16 protein-coding genes are annotated in these 14543 nt (G+C 73.7%); 11 read left to right on the top strand and 5 right to left on the bottom strand.

Annotated elements, in window-relative coordinates:
* Window positions 1–371: 371 nt before the first annotated feature.
* On the bottom strand, window positions 372–1637 hold the full coding sequence (locus tag L7D48_RS16080) for an acyl-CoA dehydrogenase family protein (protein ID WP_237880130.1): 1266 nt from the start codon (window positions 1635–1637) through the stop codon (window positions 372–374).
* A 161-nt stretch (window positions 1638–1798) separates the two neighbouring features.
* Between L7D48_RS16080 and L7D48_RS16075 the strand changes: the two genes are divergently transcribed.
* On the top strand, window positions 1799–2440 hold the full coding sequence (locus tag L7D48_RS16075; protein WP_237880129.1) for a TetR family transcriptional regulator: 642 nt from the start codon (window positions 1799–1801) through the stop codon (window positions 2438–2440).
* Window positions 2441–2490: 50 nt separating this feature from the next.
* Here L7D48_RS16075 and def read toward each other — a convergent pair whose 3' ends face one another.
* A complete protein-coding gene (def, locus tag L7D48_RS16070) occupies window positions 2491–3039 on the bottom strand; it encodes a peptide deformylase (RefSeq protein WP_237880128.1) in 549 nt (182 codons plus the stop codon).
* A gap of 109 nt (window positions 3040–3148) precedes the next feature.
* On the opposite strand from def, the gene L7D48_RS16065 reads away from it, so the two are divergent.
* The 4 genes from L7D48_RS16065 (at window position 3149) to L7D48_RS16050 (ending at window position 6558) form a co-directional block, all read left to right on the top strand.
* A complete protein-coding gene (locus tag L7D48_RS16065) occupies window positions 3149–4387 on the top strand; it encodes a MurT ligase domain-containing protein (protein WP_237880127.1) in 1239 nt (412 codons plus the stop codon).
* 101 nt (window positions 4388–4488) lie between these two features.
* On the top strand, window positions 4489–5217 hold the full coding sequence (locus L7D48_RS16060) for a type 1 glutamine amidotransferase (protein ID WP_093658310.1): 729 nt from the start codon (window positions 4489–4491) through the stop codon (window positions 5215–5217).
* Window positions 5218–5343: 126 nt separating this feature from the next.
* Entirely contained in the window at window positions 5344–6294 is a 951-nt protein-coding gene (locus L7D48_RS16055) for a cytochrome c oxidase assembly protein (RefSeq protein ID WP_237880126.1), read from the top strand.
* 105 nt (window positions 6295–6399) lie between these two features.
* Window positions 6400–6558: a hypothetical protein gene (locus L7D48_RS16050; RefSeq protein ID WP_237880125.1), complete on the top strand. Its 159-nt coding sequence runs from the start codon at window positions 6400–6402 to the stop codon at window positions 6556–6558.
* A 122-nt stretch (window positions 6559–6680) separates the two neighbouring features.
* Here the strand turns inward: L7D48_RS16050 and L7D48_RS16045 are convergent, their stop codons facing one another.
* A complete protein-coding gene (locus tag L7D48_RS16045) occupies window positions 6681–7097 on the bottom strand; it encodes an SSI family serine proteinase inhibitor (protein ID WP_237880124.1) in 417 nt (138 codons plus the stop codon).
* Window positions 7098–7303: 206 nt separating this feature from the next.
* Here L7D48_RS16045 and argG point away from each other — a divergent pair, with 206 nt between their 5' ends.
* Window positions 7304–8728, top strand: a complete 1425-nt coding sequence (gene argG, locus L7D48_RS16040) for an argininosuccinate synthase (protein WP_237880123.1) — start codon at window positions 7304–7306, stop codon at window positions 8726–8728.
* 265 nt (window positions 8729–8993) lie between these two features.
* Window positions 8994–9725, top strand: a complete 732-nt coding sequence (locus L7D48_RS16035; RefSeq protein WP_237880122.1) for a 1-acyl-sn-glycerol-3-phosphate acyltransferase — start codon at window positions 8994–8996, stop codon at window positions 9723–9725.
* A 140-nt stretch (window positions 9726–9865) separates the two neighbouring features.
* On the opposite strand, the gene L7D48_RS16030 is transcribed toward L7D48_RS16035, so the two are convergent.
* Window positions 9866–10171: a type II toxin-antitoxin system Phd/YefM family antitoxin gene (locus tag L7D48_RS16030; RefSeq protein ID WP_237880121.1), complete on the bottom strand. Its 306-nt coding sequence runs from the start codon at window positions 10169–10171 to the stop codon at window positions 9866–9868.
* 92 nt (window positions 10172–10263) lie between these two features.
* Between L7D48_RS16030 and L7D48_RS16025 the strand changes: the two genes are divergently transcribed.
* The 3 genes from L7D48_RS16025 (at window position 10264) to L7D48_RS16015 (ending at window position 11866) form a co-directional block, all read left to right on the top strand.
* A complete protein-coding gene (locus L7D48_RS16025; protein WP_237880120.1) occupies window positions 10264–10932 on the top strand; it encodes an ATP-dependent Clp protease proteolytic subunit in 669 nt (222 codons plus the stop codon).
* A 17-nt stretch (window positions 10933–10949) separates the two neighbouring features.
* Complete coding sequence (locus L7D48_RS16020; RefSeq protein ID WP_237880131.1) at window positions 10950–11255, top strand: hypothetical protein; 306 nt, start codon at window positions 10950–10952, stop codon at window positions 11253–11255.
* A gap of 95 nt (window positions 11256–11350) precedes the next feature.
* On the top strand, window positions 11351–11866 hold the full coding sequence (locus L7D48_RS16015) for a DUF6328 family protein (RefSeq protein WP_237880119.1): 516 nt from the start codon (window positions 11351–11353) through the stop codon (window positions 11864–11866).
* 34 nt (window positions 11867–11900) lie between these two features.
* Here L7D48_RS16015 and L7D48_RS16010 read toward each other — a convergent pair whose 3' ends face one another.
* A complete protein-coding gene (locus L7D48_RS16010; protein WP_237880118.1) occupies window positions 11901–13073 on the bottom strand; it encodes an 8-amino-7-oxononanoate synthase in 1173 nt (390 codons plus the stop codon).
* 150 nt (window positions 13074–13223) lie between these two features.
* Between L7D48_RS16010 and bioB the strand changes: the two genes are divergently transcribed.
* The gene (gene bioB / locus L7D48_RS16005; protein ID WP_237880117.1) at window positions 13224–14510 is read left to right on the top strand and encodes a biotin synthase BioB; all 1287 of its coding nucleotides are present in this window, start codon (window positions 13224–13226) and stop codon (window positions 14508–14510) included.
* The last annotated feature ends 33 nt before the right edge of the window (window positions 14511–14543 follow it).

The following is a 14543-nucleotide window of genomic DNA, read 5'->3' as shown; positions in this document are numbered from 1 at the left end:
ATTTACGGCCGTTGCCGTGCACCGTCGGGTGGAGCGCCTATTGGCCGCAAATAACGCTTGAGTGTCCGGAACATCCGCCCCTACCCGTCCCCTCCCGCCGTCGCCCGGGTGCGGGTGGACGGCCTCTGCCCGGTTCTCTTCCGCCGTCGCCCGGCTGCGGGTCCGGGGTGGTGGGGAGCGGTACCGGCCCGTTGTCCGGGGTGCGACTGGGCAGGGGCGCGCGCCCCGGGTGCGGGTGGACGGCCTCTGCCCGGTTCTCTTCCGCCGTCGCCCGGGTGCGGGGCGGGGGCCGACCGCGTGTTTTTGGCGGGCAGGGCGTGTCCCGCCGGGTGACCGCCGGCCGTGCGGCGGCCACCCGGCGGGGTGGGAGGTCAGCGGACGTGCACGCCCGAGATGGTGCGGGCGATGACCAGGCGCTGGATCTCGCTGGTGCCTTCGAAGATCGTGTAGATCGCCGCGTCCCGGTGCATGCGCTCCACCGGGTACTCCCGGGTGAAGCCGTTGCCGCCGAGGATCTGCATCGCCTGGGCCGTGACGCTCTTGGCGGTCTCCCCGGCGAACAGCTTGGACATCGAGCCCTCGGCGCCCTCGAAGGGCTTGCCCGCCGCCGCCATCCACGAGGCCCGCCACACCAGCAGCCGGGCGGCGTCGATGCGGGTGCGCATGTCGGCGAGCTGGAAGGCGATGCCCTGGTTGTCGATGATCGGGCGGCCGAACTGCACACGGGTCCTGGCGTAGTCCAGGGCGACCTCGTAGGCGGCGCGGGCGATGCCGACCGCCTGGGCTCCCACGGCGGGGCGGGAGGCCTCGAAGGTGGCCATCGCGGCGTTCTTCACGCTCCCCCGGCCTCCGGCCGGGGGGACCCCCATCTCGCTTCGCTCGCCGCCCTTCTTCGCCCGCTCGCGGGCGCGGGCGAGGCGCTCGTCGAGCTTGTCCTTGCCGCCCAGCAGGCAGTGGCCGGGCACGCGGACGTCCTCGAGGACGACCTCGGCGGTGTGGGAGGCGCGGATGCCGTGCTTCTTGAACTTCTGCCCCTGGGACAGGCCGGGGGTGTTCGGCGGGATCACGAAGGAGGCGTGTCCCTTGGAGCCGAGCCCGGGGTCGACGACGGCGACGACGACGTGGACGTTGGCGATGCCGCCGTTGGTGGCCCAGGTCTTGGTGCCGTTGAGCACCCACTCGTCCTTGGCCTCGTCGTAGACCGCGCGGGTGCGCATGGCCGAGACGTCCGATCCGGCGTCCGGCTCGGAGGAGCAGAAGGCGGCGACCTTCACGTCGTTCGCGTCGCCGTACATCTGGGGGATCCAGGTGCCGATCTGCTCCTCGGTCCCGTTGGCGAGCACGCCGACGGCCGCCAGCGCGGTGCCGACGATCGACAGGCCGATGCCCGCGTCACCCCAGAACAGCTCCTCCATGACCATGGGGATGCTCAGCCCGGTGGGGTCGAAGTACTGCTGGGCGTAGAAGTCGAGCGAGTACAGGCCGATCTTGGCCGCCTCCTGGATGACGGGCCAGGGCGTCTCCTCGCGCTCGTCCCACTCCGCGGCGGCGGGGCGCATGACGTCGGCCGCGAAGCCGTGGATCCATTCCCGTACGGCCTTCTGGTCGTCGTTGAGGTCGAGTGCGAACTCCGCCATGGAAGCCCCTCCATCCGTTGTTACTAGCGGTAACGTGAATATGTTACCGGCCAGTGCGATGTCAACCTCCACCGTCGGCACCCTCTCGTGCGCTCCGCGGGTGTTACGTTGCGCTCAGGCGGCACCGAGGTGTCACAGCAGGGTCGGGGAGGCCGAGGAACATGGAGACCACACAGCGGGAGGACCAGCGCAGCGCCACCGAGCGCCGCCGCCGGGAGCTCCTGGAGGCCGCCGAGCGCGTGGTGCTGCGCGACGGCCCGGGCGCCTCGATGAACGCCATCGCCGCCGAGGCCGGCATCACCAAGCCCATCCTCTACCGGCACTTCGGCGACAAGGGCGGTCTCTACCGCGCTCTGGCGGTGCGGCACACCGACGCCCTGGTGGACGCGCTGCGGGCCGCCCTGGACGCGCCCAGCGACCGGCGCGAGCGCGTGGAGGCCGCGCTCGACACCTACCTGGCCGCCATCGAGGCCAGGCCCCAGGTCTACCGCTTCCTGATGCACCCGGCCGACGAGTCCGGGGGCGAGCGCGGCTTCGACGTCGGCCAGCACTCGGCCCCGCTGCTGCGCAGGCTCGGCGAGGAGCTGGCCACGGTGATCGCCGAACGCGTCGACCTCGGTGCCGACCGTGAGGAGCGGGCCCGGGTGTGGGGGCACGGGATCGTCGGCATGATGCACGCGGCGGGCGACTGGTGGCTGGGCGAACGGCCCTGCCCCCGGGAGCGGCTGGTGCGGCACCTGGCCGATCTGCTGTGGGGAGGCCTGGCCACCGCTGAGGACCTGGCCGGCGGCCCGGGCCTGTGAACACCGCCGGGTGCCGGATACGTCCGCCGCGGCGCCGCGGTCCTCGGGGCCTACTGCCCGGGGATCCGCGCGGCTGCCCGGCGTACCGCCCGCAGCGCCCGGCGGCGGCGCGGCCCCGTGAGGCGGTCGGTGTACACGCCCCCGTCGAGGTGGTCGCACTCGTGCTGCAGGCAGCGGGCGAAGAAGCCGGTGCCCTCGATCCGCACAGGCGCCCCCGTCCTGTCCCGCCCCTCCACCACGGCCCGGTCGTGGCGCTCCACGGCGGCCTCCGCACCGGGCAGGGACAGACAGCTCTCCGGACCGCGTACGATGACGCCGCCGGTCTCCACCAGGCGCGGGTTGACCACGTGACCCAGGTGTCGGCGGTCATCGTCGTCGGGGCAGTCGTAGACGAACACCCGCACGGGGGCGCCGATCTGGTTGGCCGCCAGCCCCACACCGTGCGCGGCGTACATCGACGCGAACAGGTCCTCCACCAGGCGGGACAGCTCCGCGTCGAAGGAGACCACCTCGGCGCACCACGCGCGCAGGGCCGGGTCGGCCGACAAACGCAGGGGATGGACGGAGCCGGAACTGCCGGGAATGGTGCCGCGGTGCATGTGTGTCACCCTACGCCGTGCTGATCATCTGCGGGGTGGCGCGGTTCGGGGCCGGGAGCGGACCTCGGTAGGCTGATCCCCGACCCAGGGGCAAGGAGGGACAAGGACGATGGCAGGCAACACGGAGCCGCTGCCGCCGCGGGCCAAACTGGCCGTGACGGCGGGCAAGGCAGCCGCGGCGGTGTCACGGGCCGCGGGCCGTGGCAGCGGGTCGGTGATCGGCGGAAAGGTGGCCCTCAGGCTCGACCCCGACCTGCTGGCCAAACTCGCCCAGAACCTGGACGTCGTCCTGGTGTCGGCGACCAACGGCAAGACCACGACGACCCGGCTGATCGCCGAGGCCCTGCGCGCCGCCGGTCCGGTCGTCTCCAACGCGCTGGGCGCCAACATGCCCGCGGGCATCACCGCGGCGCTCGCCGGGAGCGGCGACGCGCGCTACGGCGTCATCGAGGTGGACGAGAAGTACCTCGCCGCGGTCGCCCGCGACGTGACGCCCAAGGCGATCGCCCTGCTGAACCTCTCCCGCGACCAGCTCGACCGCGCCGCCGAGACCCGGATGCTCGCCGAGCGCTGGCGCGAGGGGCTGTCCGGCTCCAAGGCCGTGATCGTGGCGAACGCCGACGACCCGCTGGTGGTGTGGGCCGCCTCCTCCTCCCCCAACGTGGTGTGGGTGGCCGCGGGCCAGGAGTGGAAGGACGACGCCTGGTCCTGCCCGGCCTGCGGCGGCGTGATGCAGCGCCCCGGGGACGACTGGTTCTGCGGCGAGTGCGGCTTCCGCCGCCCCACCCCGAGCTGGGCCCTGTCGGGCGACCACGTGCTGGACCCGCACGGGTCGGCCTGGCCGATCCGCCTCCAGCTCCCCGGCCGCGCCAACAAGGCCAACGCCACCACCTCCGCGGCCGTCGCCGCCGCCTTCGGGGTGCCGCCCCAGACGGCGCTGGAGCGGATGTACTCGGTGACCGCGGTGGCCGGCCGCTACGACGTGGTGTCCTTCCAGGGACGGGAGATCCGGCTGCTGCTGGCGAAGAACCCGGCCGGCTGGCTGGAGACCTTCTCCCTGATCGACGGCCCGCCGGCGCCCGTGATCCTGTCGGTCAACGCCCGCGGCGCGGACGGCACCGACACCTCCTGGCTGTGGGACGTGGACTACTCCCGGCTGGCCGGGCACCCCATCTGCGTGATCGGCGACCGCAAGCTGGACCTGGCGGTCCGGCTGGAGGTCGCGGGGGTCGACTTCCAGGTCTGCGAGAACGCCGCCGAGGCGGTGCGGCAGTGCCCGCCCGGCCGGATCGAGGCGATCGCCAACTACACCGCCTTCCAGGATCTGCGCCGCATCGTCGGCAACTGATCCCGGGCCCTTCGGACCACCGGCCGGAGCCGGGCGGCCGAAGGCGCCGAAGACGCAAAGACGTCGAAGACGCCGGAAACACGGCGAGGATGCGAGCGAGCATGAGTGAGAGCGGCCTGCGCGTGGTGTGGGTCTACCCGGACCTGCTGAGCACCTACGGCGACCAGGGCAACGTACTGGTGGTGGAGCGGCGTGCCCGGCAGCGCAGGCTGGGCGTGCAGCGGATCGACGTCCGCTCCGACCAGCCGATCCCCACCTCCGGGGACATCTACCTGGTCGGCGGCGGCGAGGACCGGCCCCAGCGGCTGGCGGCCGAGCGGCTGCGCCGCGACGGCGGGCTGAACCGGGCCGTGGACAACGGCGCCATCGTCTTCTCGGTGTGCGCCGGCTACCAGATCCTGGGACACGAGTTCATCAACGACCTCGGGCAGCGCGAGCCGGGCCTGGGGCTGCTGGACGTCACCAGCACCCGAGGCGAGGGCGAGCGGTGCGTCGGCGACGTGCTGGCCGACATGGACGAGCGGCTGGGCCTGCCCCAGCTGACCGGGTTCGAGAACCACCAGGGCATCACGCATCTGGGCCCGACCGCACGGCCGCTGGCGCGGGTGCGGCTGGGCAGGGGCAACGGGACGGGCGACGGCACCGAGGGCGCCTGGAACGACACCGTCTTCGGCACCTACATGCACGGTCCGGTGCTGGCCAGGAACCCGCAGATCGCGGACCTGCTGCTCAAGCTGGCCCTGGACGTGAACGCGCTGCCGCCGGTGGACGACCGGTGGTACGAGGCGCTGCGCGCCGAGCGGATCGCGGCGGCCACCCAGCCCGCCTGACGCCCCCGCCCGGGCGTCCGCCGAGCCGCGTGCGGAATCCGCCCGAGACCGCCCCCGGCCGGAGCCCCGGCCGGGGGCGGTCCTAATCTGGTCCGAGCGGATCGGCACGAATCGGGAGAGCTGCGGATGGACCACGACGGACACGGCACGATGGCGGATCTGCCGCCGTTCACCCTCGGACGCGGCCTGGAGCTCTCCCCCGAGCCGTTCTTCCTGGTGAGCTGCCTGCTGGCGCTGGCGCTCTACGGCTGGGGCGTCGCGCGGCTGCGGCAGCGCGGCGACACCTGGCAGGCCGGCCGCACCGTCTCCTTCGCCCTGGGCGTGCTGACGGTCGCGCTGGTGATGTGCACCAAGCTCAACGACTACGGCATGGTGCTGTTCAGCGTGCACATGGTGCAGCACATGGTGATCAGCATGCTCTCGCCGATCCTGGTGCTGCTGGGCGCCCCCGTGACGCTGGCGCTGCGCGCGCTCCCGGCCGCCGGGCGCGGCCGCAGGGGGCCGCGCGAGGTCCTGGTGGCGGTGCTGCACAGCCGCTACATGAGGGTGGTCACGCACCCGGGGTTCACCATCCCGATGTTCATCGCGAGCCTGTACGCGCTGTACTTCACGCCGCTGTTCGACTTCCTGATGGAGTCGAAGGCCGGGCACCTCGGGATGATGGTGCACTTCCTGGCGGTCGGGCTGGTCTTCTTCTGGCCGATCATGGGCGTGGACCCGGGGCCCCACCGTCCCGGCTACGTGATGCGGATGCTGGAGTTGTTCGCGGGCATGCCCTTCCACGCCTTCTTCGGCATCGCGTTGATGATGGCCGGCGAGCCGATGGTCGAGACGTACGCGAACCCGCCCGCCTCGCTCGGGGTCACCGCGCTGTCCGACCAGAACGCCGCGGGCGGCATCGCCTGGGCGTTCAGCGAGATTCCCACGGTCATCGTGCTGATTGCACTCGTCTTCCAGTGGTACTTCTCCGAACAACGGCAGGCTCGGCGCGACGACCGGGCCGCTGACCGCAACGGCGACCAGGACCTGACCGCGTACAACGCCTACCTGGCGTCGCTGCAGGCACGCGGCCAGTAGCGCACCGGGCCGGGCCGGACAGGACGGGGCCGCCGGCCGCGGCGATACGACAGCCGCGGCGACCCGCGGTCCCGCTCCGACCGACTCGGGAGGAAGGTGTGAGCGATGCCGGAGACGGCGAAGGCCATGACCGTCACCACGGTGGCCGCCCTGGTACTGGTGACCGCCTACTCGGTCGCGCTGGGCGGCAGCGGCTGGCTGTGGTTCGCGTGGGTGGTCCTGGGGCTGGTGACCCTGGGCGTGGTGACGTCGCGGGAGCGGTGAGCCGCCGCGCCGGGCGAGCGCCCCGGCCCGTCCCCGCAAGCGTGTGAGTCCCGGCCCGGGCGACTGCCCGGGCCGGGACTCACACGCTTGCGGGGGCTCGGAAGCGGACCCGGAAGCCGGGCTCAGAAGTCGAACACCGCTCCGGTCTGCCTGAGCATGGCGCAGGCGTTGGGGAACTCCGACCGCCAGTGGATCCGGCTCCCCCGCCAGATGCCCGTTGCCTCGGCCACCACGGGCCGGTGCTCGTTGGTGCAGTCGCGCTGCCGGCCGGAGAGCTGCCGCAGCTCGCCCCCGGACCGGTCGATGGCCTCGCAGGCCTCGGCCGCGCGGGGGTGAGGGCCGCCGCCGTCGTCCGGGCAGATCAGCATCACGCCCCGCGTCCAGGTGTCCTCGGCGTCGGCGACGGTCAGGAAGACCTCGCCGCGGGCCGGATCGGCCCCGGGTGCCTCGGCGTGGGCGGCGGACGCCGGGGTGAGGAGCGCGGCGACGGCAGCCGCGGCGAGGGCCGCGGCGGCGGTGGTGCGGGGGCGCGGGAACATGCGGACCTCCAGGAAGCTGGGCGCGATTGCGCGCCCAAGACCACCGTGGCGGAGCAGCCCGGGCAAGGACCCTCGCCCGGCCCTTCACCCGGCCGGCGCACACCGCTCCCCCGGTCGGGGTCCGGGGCCGTCCCTCGGCCTCGGACCCCGGACCGCTCCCCGGGTTCGGGGGAGGGCTCCGAAGGACACGGGTCTAGGATGCATACATGTCGAAGGTACTGAATAAACTTCCAGTCGGTGAGCGCATCGGCATCGCGTTCTCGGGCGGTTTGGACACCTCTGTCGCGGTGGCGTGGATGCGCGAGCGCGGCGCCGTCCCCTATGCCTATACGGCCGACGTCGGCCAGTACGACGAGCCCGATCTGGCCGACGTGCCGGAGCGGGGCCTGGCGTACGGCGCCGAGCGGGCGCGGCTGGTCGACTGCCGCGACGCCCTGGTCGAGGAGGGGCTGGCCGCCCTGGCGTGCGGTGCCTTCCACATCCGCTCGGCCGCGCAGACCTACTTCAACACCACCCCGCTCGGCCGTGCGGTGGTGGGCACCCTGCTGGTGCGGGCGATGCGCGAGGACGACGTCTTCATCTGGGGGGACGGGTCCACCTACAAGGGCAACGACATCGAGCGGTTCTACCGCTACGGTCTGCTCGCCAACCCCGGTCTGCGGATCTACAAGCCCTGGCTGGACCGGGCGTTCGTGGCCGAGCTCGGCGGGCGGCACGAGATGTCCGCCTGGCTGTCGCAGCGCGATCTGCCCTACCGCGACTCCGCCGAGAAGGCGTACTCCACCGACGCGAACATCTGGGGCGCCACGCACGAGGCCAAGCGCCTGGAGTACCTCGACACCTCGATGGAGATCGTGACCCCGATCATGGGCGTTCCCTTCTGGGATCCCGAGGTCGACATCCCGGCCGAGGACGTCACCGTGGAGTTCGAGCACGGGCGCCCCGTGCGGATCAACGGGCGCGCGTTCGCGAGCGCGGTCGAGCTGGTGCGGGAGGCCAATCTCATCGGCGGCCGGCACGGCCTGGGAATGTCCGACCAGATCGAGAACCGCATCATCGAGGCCAAGAGCCGCGGCGTCTACGAGGCCCCCGGCATGGCGCTGCTGCACGTGGCCTACGAGCGGCTGCTGAACGCCATCCACAACGAGGACACCGTGGCCATGTACCACGTGGAGGGGCGCCGGCTCGGGCGGCTGCTCTACGAGGGCCGCTGGTTCGACCCGCAGGCGCTCATGCTCCGCGAGAGCCTCCAGCGCTGGGTGGGCCGCCCGGTCACCGGCAGCGTCACGGTGCGGCTGCGCCGCGGCCAGGACTACTCCGTCCTCGACACCCAGGGGCCGTACCTCAGCTACCACCCCGAGAAGCTGTCCATGGAGCGCAGCCACGACCCGGCGTTCGTCCCGGACGACCGCATCGGGCAGCTGACCATGCGCAACCTCGACATCGCCGACTCGCGGAGCAAGCTGGAGCAGTACGCCGCCCACGGCCAGCTCGCGGCGTGGGGCGGTCTCATCGGCGAGCTGCCCCCGGGCGGCGCCGAGGCCATCTCGGCGGGCAGCCACGAGGGCGGGGAGACCCCGGTGGACTCCGACGCGCTCGACCACGCGGCGATCGAGTCGGGTACGGACTGAGGTCCGGGCGGATGCCCGGAACGCGGGGCTCCGCCCCGGAGCCCCGCCCGCTCCCGGGGCCGCAACCGGACGGCCCCGGGAGCGGGTTGACGGGATCCGGCCGTCGCGGAGGCCGGCGGGCACGGGCGCCGGAGGTGGTCGCACACCGCGGTGCCCGCACATACACTGAATCCTCCCCGACCGGCTCTCCGGCGGCCTCCGGCCGCTCCCCGGCCGGGGGGAGAAGCAGCTCGCAGGCCCGTCCGGTGCGGTAGGGAGCCACCCCGTGTTCTACTACGTGCTCAAGTACGTCCTGCTGGGCCCGGTGCTGCGGCTGCTGTTCAGGCCCCGGATCGAGGGCCTGGAGAACGTCCCCGACGAAGGCGCGGCGATCATCGCCGGAAACCACCTGTCCTTCTCCGACCACTTCCTGATGCCCGCGATCCTGCACCGGCGCATCACCTTCCTCGCCAAGGCGGAGTACTTCACGGGGCCGGGGCTGAAGGGCAGGCTGACGGCCGCGTTCTTCCGCAGCATCGGCCAGATCCCGGTAGACCGCTCGGGCCGCGGCGCCGGGCAGGCGGCGGTCGAGGAGGGGCTGCGGGTGCTGCGCCGGGGGGAGCTGCTCGGCATCTACCCCGAGGGCACCCGGTCGCACGACGGGCGGCTGTACCGGGGGCGGGTCGGCGTCGCGTCCATGGCTCTCAGGGCCGGAGTGCCGGTGATCCCGTGCGCCATGGTGGGCACCTTCGAGCTCCAGCCTCCGGGCCGGAGGCTGCCGAAGATCGGGAGGGTGACCATCCGGTTCGGTGAGCCGCTGGACTTCTCGCGCTTCGCCGACCAGCACGGCGAGCGGACGGTGCTGCGCGCGGTCACCGACGAGATCATGTACACGATCATGAACCTGTCCGGCCAGGAGTACGTGGACCTGTACGCGCCCGACGCCAAGGCCGCGCAGGCGAAGGCCCGCAGGAGCGGCGACGACACGGACCCGGCTCCGGGGAACGCCACGCCGTAGGACCCGCGCCGCCGGGGGCGGCAGCCCGGCGCGGTGGGCCGGCGGGTGAGCGATGTCCGGCTTGTCGCGCGCTCCCGCGCGCTGCCCCTCCCCGCGCTCTTCCCCGTCGCGCCTTTCGCGCCCTCGTGCGCCGCGCCCGCTCACCCGCCCCGGTGTCCCGGGCCCCGGTCTCCGGCGGGCGGGGCGGGGTGGTGCGCCGCGATGCCGAAGCGGCTCCGTTCGCCCGGAGCGGACGGCACCTCGCCGACGGCCGAGACCGTGCTGATCACCCCGTCCCGCTCAGAGGCGTCCTGTCCTTCCAGTCGTTCCAGGTCAGCGGCGGTCACCAGGGCCACCAGCGGCTTCCCGTGGCGTGTCACCACCACCCGTTCGCCGCCGTACACCACCCGGTTGATCAGGTCGGCGAGTTCGGCACGGGCTTGCGTCACCGGAATTTCGTAGGCCATGCTCCCAGCATAACCGGATGTACGTCCTGTACATTTTGTGCGTTGCTCGTGCGCAGGGCGTCTCACCGAGCCCACGGAGGGATCCGACCGCCATGCACCGATCCGCCGCCCCGTCGCCCGTCCGCTCCGGCCGGCCGGCCGCCCGCCACGTGCTGCCCGAGTTCACCGAGCGCACCAGCGGCGGCGTCCGGACACTGGACCCGTACTCCAAGCTGCTCCGGGAACGCATCGTCCTCCTCGGCACCCCGATCGACGACACCAGCGCCAACGACGTCACGGCCCAGCTCGTCCACCTCGAACACGCCGCACCCGAGCGGGACATCTCGCTCTACATCAACTCCCCCGGCGGCTCCTTCACCGCGATGACCGCGATCTACGACACGATGCGGTTCGTCTCCTGCGACATCGAGACCGTCTGCCTGGGGCAGGCCGCCTCCGCGGCGGCCGTGCTGCTCGCGGCCGGCACCCCCGGCAAGCGCCTAGCCCTGCCCGGGGCGCGCGTCATGATCCACCAGCCCTCCCTGACCGAACCCGTCCGGGGACAGGCCCGGGATCTGGAGATCCGGGCCGCCGAGATGCTGCGCACCCGAAAGCGGCTGGAGGAGATGCTGACCGAGCACACCGGGCAGCCGCTGGAGCGCGTCCGGCGGGACATCGAGCGGGACACCTTCCTCGACGCCGAGGGCGCGGTGGCCTACGGCCTCGTGGACCGGCTGACGGCCGACCGCGGGCGGCCCCGTGCCGTGCGCGCGCCGAGGTGAGCGGGCAGACGGGCCGGATGCCCCCGGAGCCCCCGCCCCTGCCCGCCCTGACCCGGGCCGAGGGCGAGCTGGTGGACCGCTATCTGGAGGTGGTCGACCTGCTGGGCAGGATCAACCCCGCGCGCGGGCGCGACACCTACGGGGCCCTGCGCGCCGCCCAGGCGCTGACCGGCCGGGCGGCGGCACTGCGGGACGCGCTGACGGTGATGCACGAGCGCGGTGAGACGGAGCTCCACGCGCACACCCTGGCGCGGGCGCTGCGCGTACTGGACGGACGGCGGCGCGCGGGCCTGGTGGGGCTCCCGCCGGAACCCGGGAGCTGAGGGGGCGGCCGGTGCGGACCCCTGGCCCCGCACCGGCCGGAACCCCACCGGGTCGGCGGCGAGTGACGCGCCCCCGGGCGGCAACACCGGACCGCATGACCGACCGCCACGAGACACCCCTGGAACGCGCCGACCGCAACTTCGTCGAGCTGCTGCAGGAGCTGAGGGTCATCCAGACCGGCGTCCAGATCCTCTTCGCCTTCCTCCTCACCCTCGCCTTCACCCAGCGCTTCACCGGCCTGGACACGGTGCAGCGCGGTACCTACCTCACCACGCTGCTGCTGGCGGTGACCGCCTCCATCCTCTTCACGGCGCCCGCGGCGCTGCACCGGGCGCTGTTCCGGCGCGGGGTCAAGCGGCTGATCGTCGACGTGTCCTCACGGCTGGCCGGAGCCGGGCTGGTCGTCCTCGCCCTGGCGCTGACCGGGTCCGTGCTGCTCGTGGTGGACGTGGTGCTGGGAAGGGCCGCGGGGATCGCGGTGGCGGCGTGCGTGCTGGCGTTCTGCGCGGCGGTGTGGGCGCTGCTGCCCTTCGGGCTGCGCCGCAGGGTCGCCGGGAAGCGGGGCCCTGCGGCGGGCCCGCCGCGGGAGCGGCCGCCGCACCCCGGATGAGCGGCCGGGCGAGTGGGCGGGCGCGGGCGCCCGGTCAGGCGTCCCTCCCTGCCGGCGGCGCGGTGCGCGCGATGACGGCCGCGGCCGCGTCCAGCTCGGCCTCCGTCAGATCGGCGCGGGCGGTCAGCCGCAGCCGGGAGATCCCGTCGGGCACCGACGGGGGCCGGAAGCAGCCCGCGGCCAGGGAGGCACCGCGGCAGTCGGCGGCCCAGCGCACGGCCGCCTCCGGGGAGGGGGCGCGTACCGACACCACGGCGGCGTCCGGGCGGGTGGCGTCCAGACCGGCGCCCGCCAGCCGCTCGTACAGCCCGGCGGCCGCCTCGCGGACGCGGGCGGCCCGGCCGGGTTCGGCCCGCAGCAACCGCAGCGCGGCGAGCGCGGCGCCGGCGGCTGCCGGGGCCAGGCCGGTGTCGAAGACGAAGGTGCGGGCGGTGTTGACCAGGTGGTCGATCACCCGGGCCGGGCCGAGGACGGCGCCGCCCTGGCTGCCGAGCGACTTCGACAGCGTCGCGGTGGCCACCACGTCCGGGTCGCCCGCCAGGCCCGCCGCGTGAAGGGCTCCCCGGCCGCCGTCGCCGAGGACGCCCAGACCGTGCGCGTCGTCCGCCAGCAGCGCGGCGCCGTGACCGCGGCAGACGGCGGCCAGGGAGGCCAGCGGCGCGGCGTCGCCGTCCACGGAGAAGACGGTGTCGGTCACGGTCACGGCGCGGCCGGCGAAGCCGTCGAGCGCCTTGCCCACGGCGCCGGGGTCCGCGTGCGGGACGACGGCGGTCTCCGCCCGGGACAGCCGGCAGCCGTCGATCAGGGAGGCGTGGTTGGCGGCGTCGGAGACCACCAGCGTGCCGCGGTCGGTCAGGGCGGTGACCGCGGCGAGGTTGGCGGCGTAGCCGGAGGAGAACACCAGGGCCGCCTCGAAGCCGCAGAAGTCGGCGAGCTCCGCCTCCAGTTCGGTGTGCAGCTCGGTGGTGCCGGTGACCAGCCGGGAGCCGGTGGCGCCCGCGCCCCAGCGGCGGGCGGCGGCCGAGGCGGCGGCGACGACCTCCGGATGCCGTGCCAGGCCCAGGTAGTCGTTGCCCGCGAGGTCGAGCAGGTCCGAGTCGGCGGGCCGGGGGCGCAGGGAGCGCACCAGGCCCGCGCGGCGGCGCAGTTCGGCGTGTTCGTCGATCCAGTCGAACGGGTCCGGGGTGCTGCGGTGCTCCTGCGGCATGGCGGGCCGTCCCTCGCCTTCTGTCGGTTCCGCCCAAAGGTAGTGGCGGACGGACCCGCACAGGGTGTGGCGATACACACACCTTCCGCCCACCCGGTTGTGGGGGTTCGTCCTTGGCCGCGGGCGGGCGCGTAGGCGAGGATCAACGCCATGGACCTGCTGAAGACGCTGGTGGACAAGGGGCTGCGGCGCGAGCTGCCCACGCGCGACGAGGCGCTGGCCGTACTGGCCACCTCCGACGACGAACTCCTCGATGTGGTGGCCGCGGCCGGGAAGGTGCGGCGTCAGTGGTTCGGCCGGCGGGTGAAGCTCAACTACCTGGTCAACCTGAAGTCCGGGCTGTGCCCGGAGGACTGCTCGTACTGCTCGCAGCGGCTGGGCTCGAAGGCCGACATCCTCAAGTACACCTGGCTGAAGCCCCAGGAGGCCGCCGCCGCGGCCGGCGCGGGCGTGGCCGGGGGCGCCAAGCGGGTGTGCCTGGTGGCCAGCGGGCGCGGCCCCACCGACCGGGACGTGGACCGGGTCTCGCAGACCATCGCCGCCATCAAGGAGCAGAACGAGGGCGTGGAGGTGTGCGCCTGCCTGGGCCTGCTCTCCGGCGGCCAGGCCGAGCGGCTGCGCGAGGCGGGCGCGGACGCCTACAACCACAACCTCAACACCTCCGAGGCCACGTACGGGGAGATCACCACCACCCACACCTACGCCGACCGTGTGGAGACGGTCCACCAGGCGCAGGCGGCCGGGCTGTCGGCCTGCTCGGGGCTGATCGCGGGCATGGGCGAGTCGGACGAGGACCTGGTGGACGTGGTCTTCTCGCTGCGTGAACTGGACCCGGACTCGGTGCCGGTGAACTTCCTCATCCCCTTCGAGGGGACCCCGCTGGCCAAGGAGTGGAACCTCACGCCGCAGCGCTGCCTGCGCATCCTGGCGATGGTCCGCTTCGTCTGCCCCGACGTGGAGGTCCGCCTGGCGGGCGGGCGCGAGGTGCACCTGCGGTCGATGCAGCCGCTGGCCCTGCATCTGGCCAACTCCATCTTCCTGGGCGACTACCTCACCAGCGAGGGCCAGGCGGGCAAGGCCGACCTGGAGATGATCGCCGACGCCGGTTTCGAGGTGGAGGGGGCCGGGGAGCGGACGCTGCCCGAGCACCGGGCGGACGCGCCCGCCGCGCCGGGCGGAGGCTGCGGCGGACACGGCGGCGCGGAGGCCGGCGGAGGCTGCGGGCCCTGCGGCGGCGGCGCGGACGCCGGCGTCACCTCGGACACCGCCGTCACCGCCGTCACCGCCGTCACCGCCGGCGAGCCGGCCTCGAAGGCGGCCGGGGAGGCGGATGCCGCCGAGGGCGCGGACGCCGCGGCGGTGTCCGGCCGGGCCCGCACCGACCTGGTGGCGGTACGGCGGCGGGGCGCGGGCACGGAGCTGCCGCCCAATGCCTGACGCCGACGCCCCGCTCCCCCTCTCCCCCGCAAC

Origin of the sequence: Streptomyces sp. ICN903 (assembly GCF_022015835.1) — a bacterium.
Taxonomy (GTDB): Bacteria; Actinomycetota; Actinomycetes; order Streptomycetales; family Streptomycetaceae; genus Streptomyces; species Streptomyces fenghuangensis.
This window is presented reverse-complemented; position numbering and strand designations above follow the sequence as displayed.